Here is an 18,420-nt window from a genome sequence, read left to right as displayed (position 1 = left end):
ATGTTATGACTACTCCCGATGCTGCAATAAAATTTTCCTTAGGTTTGGAGCAGCTTAGCTTTGAACGAGATGGGCAGCACTTTCAGATTGATAAAGGCTTACAATTCATCAAATCGAATAGTATGCGTCATGGTGTACTAGACGAACTAGCCATCGAGTTGATGATTTATGTGATTGAAGAAATATTAGAATCGGTTCCCATCCAATATGCTCCGCCCAAAAATGCAATCAGTGCGGATGCTTTATTTCAACAAGTGTTGAGCTTATTTTTCCCGAATCAGCACAGCATAGATCGAGTACAGCTTGAAAGTGGCTTTAATGAGTTTATCGAACGTCGTGAATATTATGTGTGTAAAGTGGCGGAACAGGGTGTATTCAGTCTGGTTTACTTTGTATTTTTACGCGAGATGATGCACCACTGGAATGTGATCGACATTAAATTTGAATTGCTTGAAACCGCTAAATCACTTTAAAAGCGTAAAAAATAGGGGATTATAGAGAGAAAAATACCAATGCTACTCAGCAAAATATTGCTTTCAATAAAATAAGGGAAAACCATTAGAACTAGACCGACAACAAAGGGCACAGTCAGTTTTTGTTTTTTACCATAAAGGAAATAGCCTAAACCAATTGAGCTAAAGATCACGCCGAGAAAGAGTTGGGTTGCGTTCATGATGATGTTTCGTGCATTGTTATTCTCTGGCAGATATTATGCCAAGATTCTTAAAAGAATATTTAAAAATAAGAGCGTCGTGATGCAACCTTATAACAAGCGCTTAAAACTTCCAGCGCGTGATTTACGTAACAATATGACTGATGCTTAAAAATTTTTATGATTAATGTTCGGTGGTAAGCAGATTTTTTAACTTTCTCTAATCCTAATCAATGGCAAGAGAAATATTGCTTCTAAAGGGAAGAGTATAATAATTTTAGTGATAGAATGTTATGGTGGATAACATTCTATGCATGAGAGTTTAGAAACAGATCAGGGCAGTGATAAAGTTTTGACTTAGTGGGGGTATAAAGTTACTGAGACCTGAGAATGAATAATAATGAAATAGTTAGATGGTGTAGCTTATTTAAAGCAGTCAACTTTTAAAAAAGGAGGCTTACCAATATTTAATAATAAAATTTAATGGATTCGGGGAATTCGAATACTAGCTCTTGGAATTGCATAACTTGAATTTCATTGTTAATTTTAATGTAAATAAATTTTCCTGCAAGTAATTGCTTTTTACAAATTATAAATAATAATGGGTGTAAAGACCCCATTCTATAAGTACTAAAATCTAATAAAATATTTTTGCATAGATCACTTGGTTCAGTAGGAATATCATACTTTACTATGCATTCAGTTGGAATATTTTCCAAAAATTCAATATTATTGAATGTAAATTGATATTTTTCATCATAGTATCTATAGGAAATAGTATTTTTTTCGATGTAATTTGTCTTGATGTATTTCCATGATGTTTTTCCCCCACCTTTATTATCGGTTTCTGTGTTTGGATCATGAAATATACAGTTATCTTTGTATTTTATTGTATTTCGGTCAAATAAAATGGAAACTTGATTTGATTTTCCGTGGGTTATAGAGTTTTGAATCATTTCAAGAATTAAAATGCAAAAATGTTTAATTAAATTATTGTCTTGCTTGATATAATCATAGTTTAATAATTTTTTCTCTAGTAATGGATAAATATTTTTACTTAAATAGTTATTTAAGTCATATTTGTTAGAGGGTAATTCTGAAGAAATTATTTTTATTTCATGATTAATAAGAAGGTTAATTAAATCTGTATTTTCTTGGATAGGAGTAATATCTATTGCTTCTTCAGTAATTAGAGTTTTACTAACAATACTAATTAAATTAGCAGATTTTTGTGCACATTTTTCTTGCTCATCTCGATTGGTAGAGTCATTTGCTAAATCTGAGACGGATTTTACTATGATCCATGGCATTGGATTTAAATTACTAATGAAAGCCCAACCTTCCATTTCACCACCACCTATTTCTGGTCTAGATAATGTCAGAAGATCTCTCTGTTGGGTATCTGCTACATAGCAATCAAAACTTATGAGTTTATTAAATTTTAAATCTATATACTCATTAAGTAACGGCTCAAAAAATATTTTTGAGTTTAAGGTACTTTGAATATTTTGTGACTTGAATTCTTTACTATCTTTATAGAACCTAGTTTGATTTGAAGATTCTATCTCAGTACATAAAATGGTATCATTTAAACTAACAAGATTAGGGTTGCCCCAACAAAAACCAACTAAGAAAATGACTGATGGAGCTGGAAGTATTTTTTGAAGCAAACAATAGTTTAAAATTTTTCCAATAGAATCATCTGTAGATCCACCACTACTACCATTTATATGAATTGTAGGTAAATTATCTAAAATACCAAGATACACATGTATTTTTGATGTGAGAGAAAATTTTTTCTTAAATTTTAATTTTGAACGTACGGCATCTTTTTCTTTACTATTTGAAGTTGCAATTAAAATATAGTTGTTTTTTAAAGTTAAATTTGGAAATTGAGACATTTTCTACTACAATTTTATTGGGTTAAAAGAATGCAGTGCTGAGATTAAGCACTGCAAAATCTAGTTTTATAAAGCTTAAGCAATCGAATCATCTAAATTCGGTGCTAACCAACGCTTCGCAACATCCAGTGACCAGCCTTTACGTTTCGCATAATCCTCAAGCTGATCTTGAGAAATCTTGCCCACATTAAAGTATTCACTTTCAGGATGAGAATAATAGAAACCACTCACAGAAGATGGTGGCATCATGGCAAAGTGTTCAGTCAACTTCGTACCGATTTTTTCTTCAGAACCTAACCAATCAAATAATACTGCTTTTTCTGAATGCTCTGGGCAAGCAGGGTAACCTGGTGCAGGACGAATACCGACATATTTCTCTTTGATTAATTCTTCATTGCCCAAAGTCTCATCGGCTTTATAGCCCCAGAACTCTTTACGAATACGCTCATGCAAATGCTCAGCAAATGCTTCGGCAAAACGATCCGCCAGAGACTGAACCAAGATTGCAGAATAATCATCACCTTTGGCTTTATATTCATTTGCTAATTCTTCTGCGCCAAAAATTGATACAGTGAATCCGCCCAAGTAGTCCTGTTGCTCACGATCAGCGCGAATATAATCTGCCAAAGATAAGTTTGGTTTACCTGTGACTTTGTCAGACTGCTGACGCAAATGTTCAAAAGTATGCGTAACCTTCTGAGCTGTTTCATCAAACACGCTCACTGTATCTGCACCTGTACGTTGTGCAGGGTATAGACCAAACACGGCACGCGCATCGAAACGATTATTCTCGATCACATCTTTGAGCATGGCTTGCGCTTGACTATACAAATCCGTTGCCGCTTCACCGACAACCTCATCTTCTAAGATTTTCGGGAATTTACCCGCCAAGCTCCAAGAAATAAAGAATGGTGTCCAGTCAAAATACTCTACCAATGTTGCAAGTGGGTAGTTGGTCAGTACGTGTGTACCCATCGTATTTGGAATAGGTGGTACATAGTTCGCATCGACTTTAAAGCCATTTTCAACCGATTCGGCATAACTGAGTTTGGCTGCTTTCGGTTGCTTATTGGCTAAACGTTCACGAATCTTGGCATATTCAGCACGATGTTCGGCAATAAAATTACCGCGCATTTCTTTCGAGAGTAGGGTAGTTGCCACACCCACAGCACGAGAAGCATCGGCCACATAGATCACCGCATCATTTGAATATTGCGGGTCAATTTTAACGGCAGTATGCGCTTTCGATGTGGTTGCACCACCAATCAATAAAGGAATAGTAAAACCTTTACGCTGCATTTCTTTGGCAACAAACACCATTTCATCTAAAGATGGGGTGATTAAACCAGATAAACCAATGATGTCACATTTCTCATCAATCGCGGTTTGCAGGATTTTTTCTGCTGGTACCATCACGCCAAGGTCAACGATGTCATAACCGTTACAACCCAAGACCACACCCACGATATTTTTACCAATATCATGTACATCACCTTTTACCGTCGCCATCAACACACGGCCTTTGGATTGTGCATTGCCTTTTTCGGCTTCAATGTACGGGTTCAACCAAGCCACAGCTTGTTTCATTACACGCGCAGATTTCACCACTTGCGGTAGGAACATTTTGCCTGAACCGAACAGGTCGCCGACCACGTTCATACCATCCATCAATGCACCTTCAATCACATCGAGTGGACGTTTGGCTTTTAAGCGAGCTTCTTCAGTATCTTCATCAATATACGTGGTGATGCCTTTGACTAAGGCATATTCAAGACGTTTTTCAACAGACTCATTGCGCCATTCTAGATTTTCCGCTTCACGTTGCGCGCCAGTATGACCACGAAACTTTTCTGCGACTTCAAGTAGTTTCTCTGTGGCGTTTTGACCTGACTCACCTTGGTTTTGATTCAGAACAACATCTTCAACCGCATCTTTCAGTTCTTTGGGAATATCGTCATAAATCGCCATTTGACCAGCGTTAACGATACCCATGGTCATGCCTTGCCTAATGGCATAGTAAAGGAATACTGAGTGAATCGCTTCACGTACAGGTTCATTACCACGGAATGAGAAGGATACGTTGGATACACCCCCTGAAATCATGGCATGCGGCAAGTTCTGTTTGATCCAACCTGTGGCTTCAATAAAATCGACACCATAGTTGTTGTGTTCTTCGATCCCTGTTGCAACCGCAAACACGTTCGGGTCAAAAATAATATCTTCGGCAGGGAAGCCTACTTCATTGACCAAAACATCATAAGAACGTTTACAGATTTCACGCTTACGTGCAGCCGTATCGGCCTGACCAGTTTCATCAAAGGCCATGACAATAATCGCAGCACCATACTGACGGCATAGGCGTGCTTTTTCGACAAACTCGTCATAACCTTCTTTTAAGGAAATTGAGTTCACGACAGGCTTGCCTTGTACGCATTTCAAGCCTGCTTCAATGATTTCCCATTTCGATGAGTCAATCATGATTGGCACACGAGAAATATCTGGCTCAGATGCCACTAGATTTAAGAAATGTACCATCGCATTTTGCGAATCGAGCATCCCTTCATCCATGTTGATATCAATAATTTGCGCGCCTGCTTCCACTTGTTGTTGAGCAACTTCTAGGGCTTCAGCAAATTTTTCTTCACGAATGAGGCGTAGGAACTTTTTTGAGCCTGTAACGTTGGTACGTTCGCCCACGTTAACAAACAGGGAATCATCATAAATATTAAAGGGTTCTAAACCACTGAGACGACAAGCAGGCTTTGTTTCAGGAATCTGACGTGGCTTGATATCTTTAACTGCGTTATAAATCGCACGAATATGATCTGGTGTTGTACCACAGCAACCACCTGTAATATTGATTAAACCACTTTCAGCAAATTCTTTAATGAATGCTGCGGTTTGTTCTGGGGTTTCATCATATTCACCAAAGGCATTCGGTAAACCCGCATTTGGATGGGCAGAAACAAAGGTATCTGCAACATCGGCAATGGTTTTCACGTGTGGACGCATGGCATCTGCACCCAAGGCACAGTTAAAACCAATCGAGAGTAAATCACCGTGACGTACCGAGTTCCAGAATGCTTCTGCGGTTTGACCCGTTAAGGTACGACCTGAAGCATCGGTAATGGTGCCCGAGATCATCAATGGCAATTCATAACCAAGTTGCTTGAACACTTCCTTGACGGCAAAAATTGCCGCTTTACAGTTTAAGGTATCGAACACAGTTTCAATCAAGATGATGTCTGAACCACCTTCGATTAAGGCATGCGTTGCTTCAATATAGTTTTCTTTGAGTTCATCAAAAGTAATGTTACGAAATGCAGGATCATTTACATTTGGTGAAATTGAACAAGTACGTGAGGTGGGGCCAAGTACACCCGCAACAAAGCGAGGTTTGTCTGGGGTTGAATATTTTTCACAAGCAGCTTTGGCTAAACGCGCTGCTTCGCGGTTAATCTCGGGAACAAGATCTTCCATGTGGTAGTCCGACATAGAAACACGTGTGCCGTTAAAGCTGTTGGTTTCAATAATGTCTGCGCCCGCATCGAGATAGGCTTCATGAATCCCTTGAATAATCTGTGGTTGCGTCAAGACCAATAAGTCATTGTTGCCTTTAAGGTCAGATGCCCAATCTACAAAGCGTTCACCACGGTAATCTTCTTCTTCAAGCTTATGGCGTTGAATCATGGTGCCCATTGCACCATCAATGATCAATATACGCTCAGCGAGAAGCTTTTTAAGGGTGGTAAGCGTGGACATAAATAACCCCAATACACGACAAGTCTTGAAATGGAGCATATTTTAACAGAACTCAGACTTAATTTTATTTTAATTCAGCTTTTTGACTGTCAGGTTAGTAGTATTCATGCAAAAAAGAAGAGTTATTTGGCGATTTCATTGAAATGCAATATTACATAGGCATGATGGATCAATTTCGATTTCAAGGTGAAAGCGCATCAGAGAATGATAAATTTTTTTACATTTCTGAAAATCAACTACTTTTTTGCATGAAATATTTTTTTGTTATAAGTATTTGAAAAAAACAGATTTACAGCCAAAAATCCTCCCCATAGTAGCGCGGAGTGATTTAAAACAGGTCAATTGTTAAAAATTTGGCTTTATATGACACCTGTTTGTCATATAATTGTCACAATTTAATTGAACAATAAGGGGATTTTATTATCCTCTTAACCGTCTGCATGAATTCAAAAACTCCTCCCGTCCAAGATCGTATGCATTCAGCATCGAACAAGTCGACGAATGTGCATGTTCCAACACCGAAGTTTTTTATGCCGGTGTTTTTTACGGTCATTATTGCGACCCTCATTTATATTGGGTTTCAGGTATCTGCGGACTTGTCGCATGTACCACCATTAAGTTTGTATTCTGTTATTCTTTTAGCGACGGCATTATTGATTGCACTCGGCTTTGAGTTTGTGAATGGTTTCCATGACACAGCCAATGCAGTTGCAACAGTGATTTATACCAATGCTCTGTCTGCGCCTGTTGCAGTGATGTGGGCTGGTTTTTGTAATTTCCTTGGGGTTATGGTCGCTAGCGGCGCGGTTGCTTATGGCATTATTGCTTTACTGCCAGTTGAACTGATTATGAATGTGAGTTCAGGGGCAGGCTTCGCTATGGTCTTTGCCATGCTGATTGCTGCAATTCTGTGGAATTTAGGCACTTGGTTCTTGGGTATTCCTGCATCCAGCTCGCACACTCTGATTGGTTCTATTTTGGGTGTAGGCATTATGAACTACCTATTACACTCAGGTAGTGGTGCCAGCGGTGTCGATATGGACCAAGTGATGAAAGTGGGTAAAGCATTACTGTTTTCTCCTTTAATTGGTTTTGCATTTGCTGCTGTTGTTTTCTTATTGGTGAAAAAAGTCTTCAAGCGTCAGCTCGAATTATTCCAACCACCTGAAGGCAATAAACCGCCACCGCCACTTATTCGTGCCATTCTAATTTTTACCTGTACCGGGGTAAGTTTTGCACATGGTTCAAACGACGGTCAAAAAGGCATGGGCTTAATCATGTTAATTTTGATTGGTTTGGTGCCATTGGCTTATTCATTGAACAAGAATTTAGACCCAACACATATCCAGTCATTTGAGAAACTGTCATCGCAAGCTGCGGTTGCGATGTATCCTGCACATGCAGATATTTCAGATGAAAAAGCACGTCAAACCATTACTGCCTATATTCAAACCAAAGAAATGTCCCCAGAAGTGGTACCTGCTTTGGCAAGTTTGACTGAGCATTTAGGTGACCGTGTTGCTCAATATGGTGACTTAAAAAATATTCCTGAAGATGCAATTTCATCTATCCGTAATGATATGTATTTGAGCACAACAGCGTTCAAACGTTTGGATAAAGCAGACCAGTTACCTGCGATGCCTGAAGCTCAGCAAAAGGTGGTGAAAGAGTACCGTAGCAATTTGGATAGCTTCTTACAGTACATTCCAACGTGGGTAAAAGTTGCAGTAGCTTTGGCTTTAGGTCTAGGCACAATGGTGGGCTGGAAGCGTATTGTGGTGACTGTTGGTGAGCGTATTGGTAAGCATCACATGACGTATGGTCAGGGTATGTCTGCTGAGCTTGTAGCAATGTCGACCATTGCAGCGGCGGATGGTTTTGGTATGCCAGTTTCTACAACTCACGTATTAAACAGTGCGGTTGCAGGTACGATGGTAGCCAACAAGTCTGGTTTGAATTTTGCCACTGTAAAAACAATTCTTTCGGCATGGATTTTTACACTTCCTGCCACCATTTGTTTATCAGGTGGTTTATACTGGATTTTCCTCCAGTTCGTTTCTTAAAGTTCTTAAGAGACGGAAAAAAAAGCGCTGCATGGTCAGCGCTTTTTTTATGTCTGTTTGATTATAAACGCCATCTTTTGATGTGAAGAAAGGCTGCTTTAGCACTGATACTCGCTGCACTTAGAGGTAGATGGATTACTGGGGTTCAAGCAGATTCACTCCTATTTTCATCGATATTTCAAAAGTAAAAGCGTCAATCATGATGAAAACAAGATGCAGACAGCTTTGTTTTTATTTTGGGAAGGATTGAGATGCGACTACACTTGGGTTTTGAAAAAGTGACTAGAATAAAAAAGACCCCAAGAGATCTTGAGGTCAATGGTTCTTAGATAGGGCGTGGTGATCTACATTTCATTATGCTAGATCAACGATTTGTCCTTGATCATTATGATGAACCACGGTGATTTTATGCTGTCGAGATTGTTCAATTTTTTGGTTGCTGAGCTCGAAATAATCGGCATATTGCTGTGTAGTTAAAGACTGTTCTTGCTCTACTTTAACACTTGCAGACGGCATAAATCGGCTCCAGAGCAATAAACCCACACTACAGAGCAGTAGTTCTAAGCCACCATATTCAAGGCTTATACTCAGGGCACTTAACAGGTGGTGTACCGCTACGCTTTTCTGTAATTGGATGAGAATCCAGACCAGCAAGAAGGGACGCCAAAGCATGAACCATGCACCCCACATTAATGCCGTAGTGGTGTTGGACATATAGCGTTTATGCCAAGGTAGTAAATGACGCAAATCAATCACTAAATCATGTTGAGATTTCATTTTGAGATACTCTAATCGTGTTGAGTGTTATAAACGAACACCACGGTCTGGGCTGACCCAGCGCGCGCGTTTATCTTCACCACGTAACAACACTTTTGGAAAAGCCATAATGGTGGCGCCAATGGTAATAAGCCAGAATACAAATGGATACCAAATCATCCAGAAGTAGTTTTTGCCTAAATTTGGTTCATAACGACTATCCATCCATTTGCTTAAAGCAAACTGAATAAGGCAGGTCGCTCCCAGTAATACACCACTGCCATAAGGTAAGAATGGAGAGCTAATGCTACTCAATGCGGCTATTGGGAAAATAAAATGCACAAGCCATAAAATGGCCAATAATAACATTAAATATGACCAAACCAGCGTCAGACAAAGCTCTAACATGAGTGGCCATAAGAAGTTTAATTTTGGTTGAGTGAATACATCCAAATTTTTGATTAAGACTTGAGCACCACCCATTGCCCAACGTAGACGTTGTTTCCAAAGTCCAGAAAGTGTTTCAGGCATCAAAATCCACACCAGCGCATTCGGTTCAAACTGAATATCCCAACCCGCACGCTGCAATTTCCACGTGATGTCGATGTCTTCAGTGAGCATGTTAGGCGACCAATATCCCACCTGATGCACAGCACTTTTACGGAACGCCGTAATCACGCCTGATACCGTAAACAATCGTCCGAAGCTGCGCTGTGCACGTTTAATCATCCCCACAATTGAAGAAAACTCACCCACTTGAATGCGTCCTAAGAGTGTTGAACGGGTCCGAATACGCGGATTGCCTGTCACCGCTGCAATTTTTGGATTGACAATGAAATGTTGCATCATCCATGTTGCTGCATGTGGGTCGAGTAAGGCATCTCCATCAATTCCTAATAGGAATTCAGCTTCTGTCACAAGGCTTCCTGCTTGTAACGCCATGGCTTTACCTTGGTTTTTCGCAAGATGCACCACACGTAAACGTTCATGCTGATGGGCTAATTGGTTCAATACTTCAGCAGTGTTATCCGAACTACCATCATTAATCGCAATGACTTCAAAATTCGGATAGTCCAGTTTTAAGGCATGACTAATGGTTTCTTCCGCATTATCACCCTCATTAAAACAAGGGATCAATACCGCAACCATAGGGTAGTGCGGTAATGTCTTGGGTTGTTGGTAGGCAGGTTGTTTGCGCTCTTTACGATAAAAAATCAGCGCACCTAACATCCACAGGTAAGACATGAACAACGGGTAATAAAACACAAAGTTGAGCGCGTGACGCAGCCAGAGATTGAAATGAGGGAACATACTCAACTGCCTTTATGGAATTAATTGAGAAGATTTGGTTGCAAAGACATCATGCATGACTTTTGGGTCTGGATGTCCTTGAATTGGGTCGTCAGGGTAATAGGCAACATGCATAACCCCTTGGCTGTATAAGGACTGAATGGTGCTTGCCAGTTCTTGTGAAGGAATTTTCTGATTGTTACGCCAGTTGGTTGCTTGTAGCTCAAAGACCGTTTTTTTCATGCCATTCGGGAAAGATTTAACCCGTTGAACGATGTCACGATAAAACTGGTCTGCATCAGGCGCTTGTTCCATATACGGCATTGCCATAATGGCAGTGAAGTCATAACGTTTTAAGGACTCTTCAAGTGACTGTGAATACCAGTTTTCTGCATAAGATTTTAATGCGACTTGCGCATATAAATTACGTGCAGTGAGCAAGAAGGGTTCGTACTGACGGACTTGGCTGGCAAGCTGCATGGCAAAATCATCAATGGTTTTGGTTTTATATGCAGTCCATTTTTGCAATAAGGCATCATCGGCACGAATTTTCGCTAAATCAGTCGGTAAACCTTGTGCTGCATAGGCCGTTAAAGCATTTGGGCTGGCATCTTCATAATCAGATAGCGTGGTATCGTCATGGAACAGAATGCCGTTAAATGGCGTAGATTTTGCTAAATCCTGATAGATCTCACTGATGGTTTGGCGTGCGCGGGCCGAATAAGGCGATAAACGTAAATACCCCATGTTTAAATGATCTTGGCTGACTTGTTGCGTCTCAACCACATCTTTACTTACTGGATCCGTTTGGGGAAGTTCCCATGCCAAGAGTGGCATCCAAGCATAAATGCGGCTGACTTGTGTGCGAGTCTGAATTTGCCAAGCCACATGATTAAATAGATCGGCACGCATAGGTAAATGACGATTGGGGAAATACACCATATTGGCAGAACCATCGCCATCAGAATCTGAGAAAGCTTGTAAATAAACAGTATTGACCCCCATGGCACGAATGCGATCTAGCAAAATGCCAAGATTATGTTCTTGCTGCTTAGGATTGGGGTCGTAAACATAGTCTAAATCGATATGCATGATTTTTTGGGGACGATTGTTATCGCCTAAATTCATTTCACGATTTTTGATTTCTTGTGCCAGATCGGCGGTACTCATATTGCCTTCAACCAAAATACGGTTCAGCGTTTGCAAAGAACCATGCACATGATCGGGGCCATCATCCAGAGTGATGGTAATTGGCATACCTAATTGCTTGGCAATATTCACATCCTGCATGTTATAGCGACCATATGGCCAAACCATGACACGTGGTGCTTTTAAACCATGAGCTTGGAGTAACTCATTGTTATGTTTTAGATCTTGGGTGATGCGGGTGGTATATTGCTGATCATTTTCATAGCGTTGGTGTTTTGCATCATATTCACGTGTAATGGCCGCAGGTTCAGAGTTACCTTGCGGATTGGCATTGATGCCACGATGTAAATTAAAACTGTGATTCCCAATTTCGACCCAACCGCTGTCCTGCATTTCTTTCAGTTCTGACCAAGTCAGAATTTTGTTACGTGAAATAACGTCATCGCCAAAATGTACGGGTTGATTGGCTTTCGGGGTGAGCCATGAACCGACCACAGCAAGTACGACAGGAATATGTTTGGCTTTAAGAATTGGGTAGGCATGGGTATAAAATGATTGATAGCCATCATCTATGGTCAATAACACGGGTTTACTTGGCAAGCGGTATTTGCCTTGGTGGGCTTGAATTAATTGGTTGACATCTACAAAGTGAAAACCATTGTTCTGAAGCCAATCCAGATGCTGACTAAATTGTTGCGGTGTTACCGCATAGTCAGGGATCAGGGCATTTTTTTGATCGGTAATTTCATGATAGCCAATAATGGTCAGGGTAGAGGAGTCAACCTTGGGTGGCTCAGCTGCCATACTGAATGATGCGCTGAGCGAACACAATAACCCTAGTGAAAGGGGAAACCAAGGAGATGCAAAGCGAGCAAGCATAGCGATATCTTCTAAAAAACTTTTAGTGCGGGAGATTAGTGATCACAAAAACTCAAAATTATTCTTATTTCTGGGAGTCGACTAAGGTCTTTTGTTCATTGCGCATTTATAAATTCTGAACCTGAACGTTTTCTTAAAAAATGCACTTTTTAAAGAGGTGATACAGAATAAAAACAATTGATTGCAGATGTATTGCATTTGGGATGGGGTGATGCAGAGTAATTTTAAGAATGTCAGCATTCTAAAAATGAAAAACCCAGTGCTGACACTGGGTTTTTTAAGATTGAACCTAAAAGCTCGTTCTTAGGTAATTTTCTGTAAAATTTGCAATAGCACATCAAATTCGCTTTGCAATGGTGTGCTCTTACGAGTAATTAATGCCAATGTGCGACTTGGTGCATCTTGAATCGGTTTTACAATTAAGTCTGGGTTGGCTTTAATCATATTGGTGTGCAAAGCAATTTCAGGCAATAAAGTAAAGCCCAAGTTTGCAGAGACCATTTCAATTAAAGTCGGTAATGAACTTGCCTTTAAGCGGTGATCATTTTTACGTTCCCCAATTGGGCAAGCACTTAAGGCATGATCACGTAAGCAATGTCCTTCTTCCAACAACGTTAAACGTGATAAATCTAAATCTTCCAGCGTTACTGCTTGTGCTGAACGTTGGTCAGATTTATGACACACCAAGAACAAGTCTTCTTTTGCAATTTCAGAAACTTTAAGTCCACGCGTGTCAAATGGCAGTGCCAACAACACCATGTCTAAGTTACCATGTTCAAGTTTTTCAACAATTTTTTCGCTTTGTGCTTCATGTAAATGCAACTGAATTTTAGGAAGCTGCTTATGCACTTCGTCAAGTAGTTGCGACAGAATAAAAGGCGCAATCGTTGGAATAACACCTAAATGTAGATCGCCAGTCAAAGGCTCACTCATTTCACGACTTAAGCGCATTAAGTCTTGAGCATCAGCAAGTAGAACACGGGCTCGAGCGACAACTTGTTCGCCAAGCGGGGTTAAACGTACATTTTGGCGATCGCGTTCAACGAGGACGCCACCCAGTAAGCGTTCAAGTTCCATGATCCCACCCGAAAGGGTAGATTGGGTCACGAACGAACGACGCGCCGCTTCAGTGAAGTGCAGCGTTTCAGACAGTGTTACAAGGTATGACAGCTGTCTCAGGGATGGTAATGCAGCCATAGTGTCCTAATTTTAAGATTTAAAATGATGAGCAAATAATCCGCTAAGATGAGGAATGAAATGCGGCGGGATATCATGCCCCATTCCATCAATTAATTCAAATTTAGCGCCTGTAATTGCTTTTGCAACAGCTTTACCATGGCTAGGCGGGAGCAAGCGATCACGTGAACCATGAACTACAAGAGTCGGTTGTTGAATCTGCTTGTCCAGATGTAGCAAGGAGCCTGTACATAATATTGCTAAAAACTGTTGAAGTACACCCGCTGGGTAATAACTTCGTTGATATAATTTACGAGCAGTTTGCATGGTTTCAAGCTGATTGATATAACCAGGTGAACCAATAATGTTAAATACTTTTAAGCTGTGGTTAATAATCCCTTCCTCATCATTCGATTCTGGCTGGCCAATAAGGCTGAACAATTGTTTTGGAAACGGAGGAGGGAGTAAAGGTTGATTGTTACTGGTAAACACCAGTCCTAATTTGCTGACTTTATCTGGATTTTTTGCAGCTAGAATTTGTGCAATCATTCCACCCATGGATGCGCCTAAGACAAAAACATTTTCCAGTCCCATCCGCTCAATGAGCAAGGCGGCATCATCGGCCATATCATGTAAATTATACGGTGCGCCTTGGTTTTCTAAACCCAGTGCAAAACGACCCATTAATTTAATGGTATTTAGCCGTGGTCCCTGATGGCGTATTTTAGAAGATAAACCAATATCACGATTATCGTAACGAACTACGCGATAGCCATGATCAATCAGTGTTTTACAAAAGAAATCGGGCCAGAATAATAATTGAGCGCCCAAACCCATAATAAGTAAAATGGTTGGATGTTCAGGTTGACCACCCACTTCGACGTGTAATTCAATTCCATTCCCCAAGTTTACCTTGGTTTCATGCATAAACGGGGTGTAAGGTGAATTTTTGAATTGTAATACGCTATTCATTCTTCTTTCTCCCCTAAAGAGGACATTCAAAAATGTGAACGTCCTCTCTATTTTGAACTTAAACTGATACAGGAATCAAGTCTGGAACTAACTTAGTTAGTGTTAATCGTTGTTTCGCTGCTGTTGCACCTAACAGTACAAAACCACGCAAAGTCCCTGAGCTATCTAGGGCTTTGGCTAACATACCATCATCAAATTCTTCCGTTTCCCAATTCACGTCAACATCAATCGGTGCAGGTAAAACCGTGAGTGGTGCCGCAGGCGTTTTGACTGCTACAGGCATCGCAGGATAATGTACTGCGGTATGTTCACCATTTAAGGTTTTTGCCAGTGCTCGAGCCTGTTGCATAATTGGCATTACATATGGAAGTAATGTGCCATTCACTTCTGCACAGTCACCCACTGCGTAAATATTTGCTTGATTGGTTTCCAAATGGCTATTGGTCAAAATGCCACGACTGGTGTGAATATTGCCTGTTTTAGCCAAGCTAATATTTGGCTGTAAACCAATTGCTGAAAGCACTATATCAGCGATTACAGATTGTCCATTGGCCAAAGTGACAAGATAGTCACCATTTTCAACCTTAGATACTTTCTCAACAGTCGTGCCCAATACAAAATGAATGCCTGTTTCTTCCAGATTTTCTTGGAAGGCTGAAGCAATATGCGCAGGCAGTAGACGACCTAAAGGTTGGGCAGCCAAATCAATGACCGTAGCATGATGTCCTGTATTTTGTAGATCATTGGCAAACTCGCAGCCAATTAATCCTGCGCCTAAAATCACCACACGTTTATCTTGACGTTTGTCTAGATTTTCACGGAATGCTTTATAGTCATTGAGAGAGTTAACCACATGAATATCGTTACTACCGTCTCCAGCAATTGCAAGACGGATTGGATTTGCACCTACCGCTAGAATCAGTTTTGCGTAGTCTAGCGTACTAGATTGCCCATTTTTTTCTAAGACAAGTTGATGTTGCTCGCTACGGATTTCTTTGACCCAAGTGTGGGTTTCAATGCGCATATTGAGCTGAGTACTCATTTTTTCTGCATCGCCTAAGGCAATCTGTTCAGGAGATTTTTTGCCTGCTAATGCATTAGATAAGGTTGGCTTTGCATAATTGCTGGCATCATCTGCGGTAATCATAATCAGTTCTTGTTCCGCATTCAGTTTGCGAAACTCACGTGCCACGGTATAGCCAGCCATGCCTGAACCAATGATAACGATAGGCTGCATTTTTTTCTCCCAAAATAAGGTGTAAAAAAAGACCACTGGAAGGGTCTTTTAGTTATTATTAAATTTCAATCATTTCAAAGTCGGCTTTCGAAACACCACAATCTGGGCAAGTCCAGTCATCTGGAATATCGTCCCATTTGGTGCCCGCAACGATACCGTCTTGCGGCCAGCCTTCTGCTTCGTCGTAAATCCATCCACAAACGATGCATTGATACTTTTTCATCTGATTCTCCAATTCTGATCGGGTCAATTTAGATCAGTAATAACTCATATACCGCATGGCTCTAATGATCTAATGGCTAGCGTTATTTTCGCCTAAATTTTTACGCAGTTCTAGGACGAATGTAAAGCAAATATCGGATTTTAATTAGAGAATCCTGAATCGGAATGGCTGAGTAGGACAAAACTTATCAATTCAATCACTGCGCTGTATTTTTGTTAGACAATTTAGAGAAAATTCATGACAACGGGTTTGATTGGGGGATTATCAGACTAAGGTCGAGCAGATTTAAAACCGTAAAATTGCTATATTATAATCATACAGGTATATAGTTAATATTTATTATAAAAATTATTTATATAATTCAAGTTCTTGTGAAAATCAATAAAAAATATCCTCGCCTGAAAAGTTGGCTATTATCTATCCTGAACGTCTAATAAACGTTAAAATTCACCTATTCTTTTTGTTTTAAATTCTCTCCCATGAAAAATTTGTCTGCTGTATTGTGGTCACACATTCGTACTGTCCAAGATTTCCCAAAACCGGGAATTTGTTTCTATGATTTGACCCCATTGTTTATGAGTAATATTACGCCATTAGCCGATGCTCTTATTGCAAGTATTCCAGTAGAACAGTTGGCAGAAGTAGAGAGCTTTGTGGCGGTTGAAGCACGTGGTTTTGTACTTGCTAGCCTATTGGCTCAACGCTTAAATAAGGGTCTTTTATTGGTTCGTAAAGCAGGGAAATTACCACCTCCGGTGGTTGGTGTAGGGTATAGCCTTGAATATGGTGTAGATCGTTTAGAAATTGCAGCCAATATTCAGCCACAAAAAGTGATTATTGTAGATGATGTACTTGCCACAGGCGGGACATTAAAAGCCGTAAAACAATTAATGGATAAATGTCAGCATCAAGTATTGGGTGCGAGCATTTTCTTAGATTTACCAACATTGCATCAAGATTTAGGTTTTAAAGTTTGGACAGTGTTGGAAGAAAATTCAAAACCATTAGAAGCTGCTGTCGCTTAAGCATTTAATATCTGCAAAAAAGCCAATCAAATGCATTTGATTGGCTTTTTTATTGCGCTAAAAAATAAAGGTTTGTTCCATATAATGAATGAGATGGTTGATGCGTTCTGGCGTAACCAGTCGATGATGTCCACCTTCAACCGTTTCGACTTGCATATAGGGTTCTAAAAAAGCTGTAGTCGCATACATGTCTAAAACCTCATCACCAAGCTCAATGTAGGCAATTTGAGGAATATCATGTTCTAAATCTAATTCAGTAATTGCAGGATAATCAGAGCGGAAATCTGGAGTTAAATTGGGATTCGCTACAATACAAGGAATTCGGTGTTGTAAGGACATTTTGAGTGCCCAATATCCGCCTAAACTGTGGCCTATTAATAAGTCAGGTTTAATAGTCACTAAAGCATTTTTATAGAATTCGGCAACAGTGGAATAGTTTAAATTTCTGTAATCGACATCTATACAATATTTTTTTGCAGAGTCAATAGCATGGAATTTGGTCGATTCTTTAGAAGAGTCTAATCCATGAAAAAAAAGAATTTTCGATTGGTCTATATTGATGGTTATCGCATTCATAGGCTCTCTTTTTGCAAAGATAGAACGGATTAATAAACGTTCACTTTTCAACTTTTTTAAATTGTTTTTATTTTACGAATCTTCAGTTGGCATTGATCTTAGCATTTGGTCTAAGGGAGATGTATGCGATAGGGTGATGTAGTTTTTAATAATAGATAAAACAGAGAGATATATTGTCTTTCTTTGGAAATTAGCCAAGTTGATAAATATTTTTTAACGATTTATTTTACAGCTTATTGTAATTATTCAGTAGTTTGGAAGGAAGGAACTCGCTTGAGAAAAATAAAATGATGGAACATCTAAACTTTAGTATCAGTATAGCGGCAAGCCCTGAAAAAATATGGAATATTCTTTGGTCTCCAGATACCTATACTGAATGGACCAAGTTCTTTACGGAAGGATCAAAAATACAGTCCGATTGGACAGTGGGTGGAAGAACTTTATTTATAGACAGTAATGGCGATGGTTTGATTGCCACCATTTTGGTTTATCTACCGCATTGTTCAGTTATTTTTCAATATCAAGGTCTGTTGCAAGGTGGGGTGGAGGATTTAACTAGCCCTGAAGTTCAGCAATGGCAAGGATTACTCGAACAATATTCTCTGGCTGAAGTTAATGGAAAGACCGTATTGAATGTCGAATTGGAAACGATGGAAGATTATAAATACATGATGGAGCAAGCTTTTGAACAAGGATTGCAGCGTGTTCGAGAATTAGCAGAACAATAGAATCATTGAGGGAGAGCAAAGAAAGCTAAAT

General features: G+C 39.8%; 16 protein-coding genes. 5 read left to right on the top strand and 11 right to left on the bottom strand.

Annotated elements, in window-relative coordinates:
- Positions 1-5 precede the first annotated feature (5 nt).
- Positions 6-473 (top strand): hypothetical protein, encoded by a 468-nt coding sequence (locus tag E0H94_RS14505; RefSeq protein ID WP_131327159.1) that lies wholly within the window; start codon positions 6-8, stop codon positions 471-473.
- Here the strand turns inward: E0H94_RS14505 and E0H94_RS14500 are convergent.
- Entirely contained in the window at positions 470-673 is a 204-nt protein-coding gene (locus E0H94_RS14500; RefSeq protein ID WP_131327158.1) for an amino acid transport protein, read from the bottom strand. The genes E0H94_RS14505 and E0H94_RS14500 overlap by 4 nt on opposite strands.
- Here E0H94_RS14500 and E0H94_RS18525 point away from each other — a divergent pair.
- On the top strand, positions 672-824 hold the full coding sequence (locus E0H94_RS18525) for a hypothetical protein (protein WP_165495618.1): 153 nt from the start codon (positions 672-674) through the stop codon (positions 822-824). The genes E0H94_RS14500 and E0H94_RS18525 overlap by 2 nt on opposite strands.
- Before the next feature lie 295 nt (positions 825-1,119).
- Here E0H94_RS18525 and E0H94_RS14495 read toward each other — a convergent pair whose 3' ends face one another.
- Together E0H94_RS14495 and metH are read right to left on the bottom strand one after the other, a co-directional pair.
- Positions 1,120-2,553 (bottom strand): hypothetical protein, encoded by a 1,434-nt coding sequence (locus E0H94_RS14495; protein ID WP_131327157.1) that lies wholly within the window; start codon positions 2,551-2,553, stop codon positions 1,120-1,122.
- Positions 2,554-2,628: 75 nt separating this feature from the next.
- Positions 2,629-6,315 (bottom strand): methionine synthase, encoded by a 3,687-nt coding sequence (metH, locus tag E0H94_RS14490; protein WP_131327156.1) that lies wholly within the window; start codon positions 6,313-6,315, stop codon positions 2,629-2,631.
- 440 nt (positions 6,316-6,755) lie between these two features.
- Between metH and E0H94_RS14485 the strand changes: the two genes are divergently transcribed.
- Entirely contained in the window at positions 6,756-8,378 is a 1,623-nt protein-coding gene (locus tag E0H94_RS14485; RefSeq protein ID WP_131327155.1) for an inorganic phosphate transporter, read from the top strand.
- Positions 8,379-8,732: 354 nt separating this feature from the next.
- Here E0H94_RS14485 and pgaD read toward each other — a convergent pair whose 3' ends face one another.
- The 7 genes from pgaD to rubA form a co-directional block, all read right to left on the bottom strand.
- Positions 8,733-9,155, bottom strand: a complete 423-nt coding sequence (gene pgaD / locus E0H94_RS14480) for a poly-beta-1,6-N-acetyl-D-glucosamine biosynthesis protein PgaD (RefSeq protein WP_131327154.1) — start codon at positions 9,153-9,155, stop codon at positions 8,733-8,735.
- 27 nt (positions 9,156-9,182) lie between these two features.
- Positions 9,183-10,445, bottom strand: a complete 1,263-nt coding sequence (gene pgaC, locus E0H94_RS14475) for a poly-beta-1,6-N-acetyl-D-glucosamine synthase (RefSeq protein WP_131327153.1) — start codon at positions 10,443-10,445, stop codon at positions 9,183-9,185.
- Between the two features lie 12 nt (positions 10,446-10,457).
- Positions 10,458-12,452: a poly-beta-1,6-N-acetyl-D-glucosamine N-deacetylase PgaB gene (pgaB, locus tag E0H94_RS14470; protein ID WP_131327152.1), complete on the bottom strand. Its 1,995-nt coding sequence runs from the start codon at positions 12,450-12,452 to the stop codon at positions 10,458-10,460.
- A gap of 303 nt (positions 12,453-12,755) precedes the next feature.
- Positions 12,756-13,649, bottom strand: a complete 894-nt coding sequence (oxyR, locus tag E0H94_RS14465) for a LysR family transcriptional regulator OxyR (RefSeq protein ID WP_131327151.1) — start codon at positions 13,647-13,649, stop codon at positions 12,756-12,758.
- A 12-nt stretch (positions 13,650-13,661) separates the two neighbouring features.
- A complete protein-coding gene (estB, locus tag E0H94_RS14460) occupies positions 13,662-14,600 on the bottom strand; it encodes an esterase EstB (protein ID WP_131327150.1) in 939 nt (312 codons plus the stop codon).
- A 58-nt stretch (positions 14,601-14,658) separates the two neighbouring features.
- Positions 14,659-15,837 (bottom strand): rubredoxin reductase RubB, encoded by a 1,179-nt coding sequence (rubB, locus tag E0H94_RS14455; protein ID WP_131327149.1) that lies wholly within the window; start codon positions 15,835-15,837, stop codon positions 14,659-14,661.
- Between the two features lie 58 nt (positions 15,838-15,895).
- On the bottom strand, positions 15,896-16,060 hold the full coding sequence (gene rubA / locus E0H94_RS14450) for a rubredoxin RubA (protein ID WP_016166951.1): 165 nt from the start codon (positions 16,058-16,060) through the stop codon (positions 15,896-15,898).
- A 479-nt stretch (positions 16,061-16,539) separates the two neighbouring features.
- On the opposite strand from rubA, the gene E0H94_RS14445 reads away from it, so the two are divergent.
- Positions 16,540-17,085 (top strand): adenine phosphoribosyltransferase, encoded by a 546-nt coding sequence (locus E0H94_RS14445; RefSeq protein ID WP_131327148.1) that lies wholly within the window; start codon positions 16,540-16,542, stop codon positions 17,083-17,085.
- A 57-nt stretch (positions 17,086-17,142) separates the two neighbouring features.
- On the opposite strand, the gene E0H94_RS14440 is transcribed toward E0H94_RS14445, so the two are convergent.
- Complete coding sequence (locus E0H94_RS14440) at positions 17,143-17,661, bottom strand: YqiA/YcfP family alpha/beta fold hydrolase (RefSeq protein WP_116761833.1); 519 nt, start codon at positions 17,659-17,661, stop codon at positions 17,143-17,145.
- A gap of 287 nt (positions 17,662-17,948) precedes the next feature.
- Between E0H94_RS14440 and E0H94_RS14435 the strand changes: the two genes are divergently transcribed.
- The gene (locus E0H94_RS14435) at positions 17,949-18,389 is read left to right on the top strand and encodes an SRPBCC family protein (protein ID WP_131327147.1); all 441 of its coding nucleotides are present in this window, start codon (positions 17,949-17,951) and stop codon (positions 18,387-18,389) included.
- Positions 18,390-18,420 lie beyond the last annotated feature (31 nt).

Origin of the sequence: Acinetobacter sp. ANC 4173 (genome assembly GCF_004331255.1) — a bacterium.
Classification (GTDB): domain Bacteria; phylum Pseudomonadota; class Gammaproteobacteria; order Pseudomonadales; family Moraxellaceae; genus Acinetobacter.
Note: the sequence above shows the minus strand (reverse complement) of the source record. Positions and strands in the feature narration are given on the sequence as shown.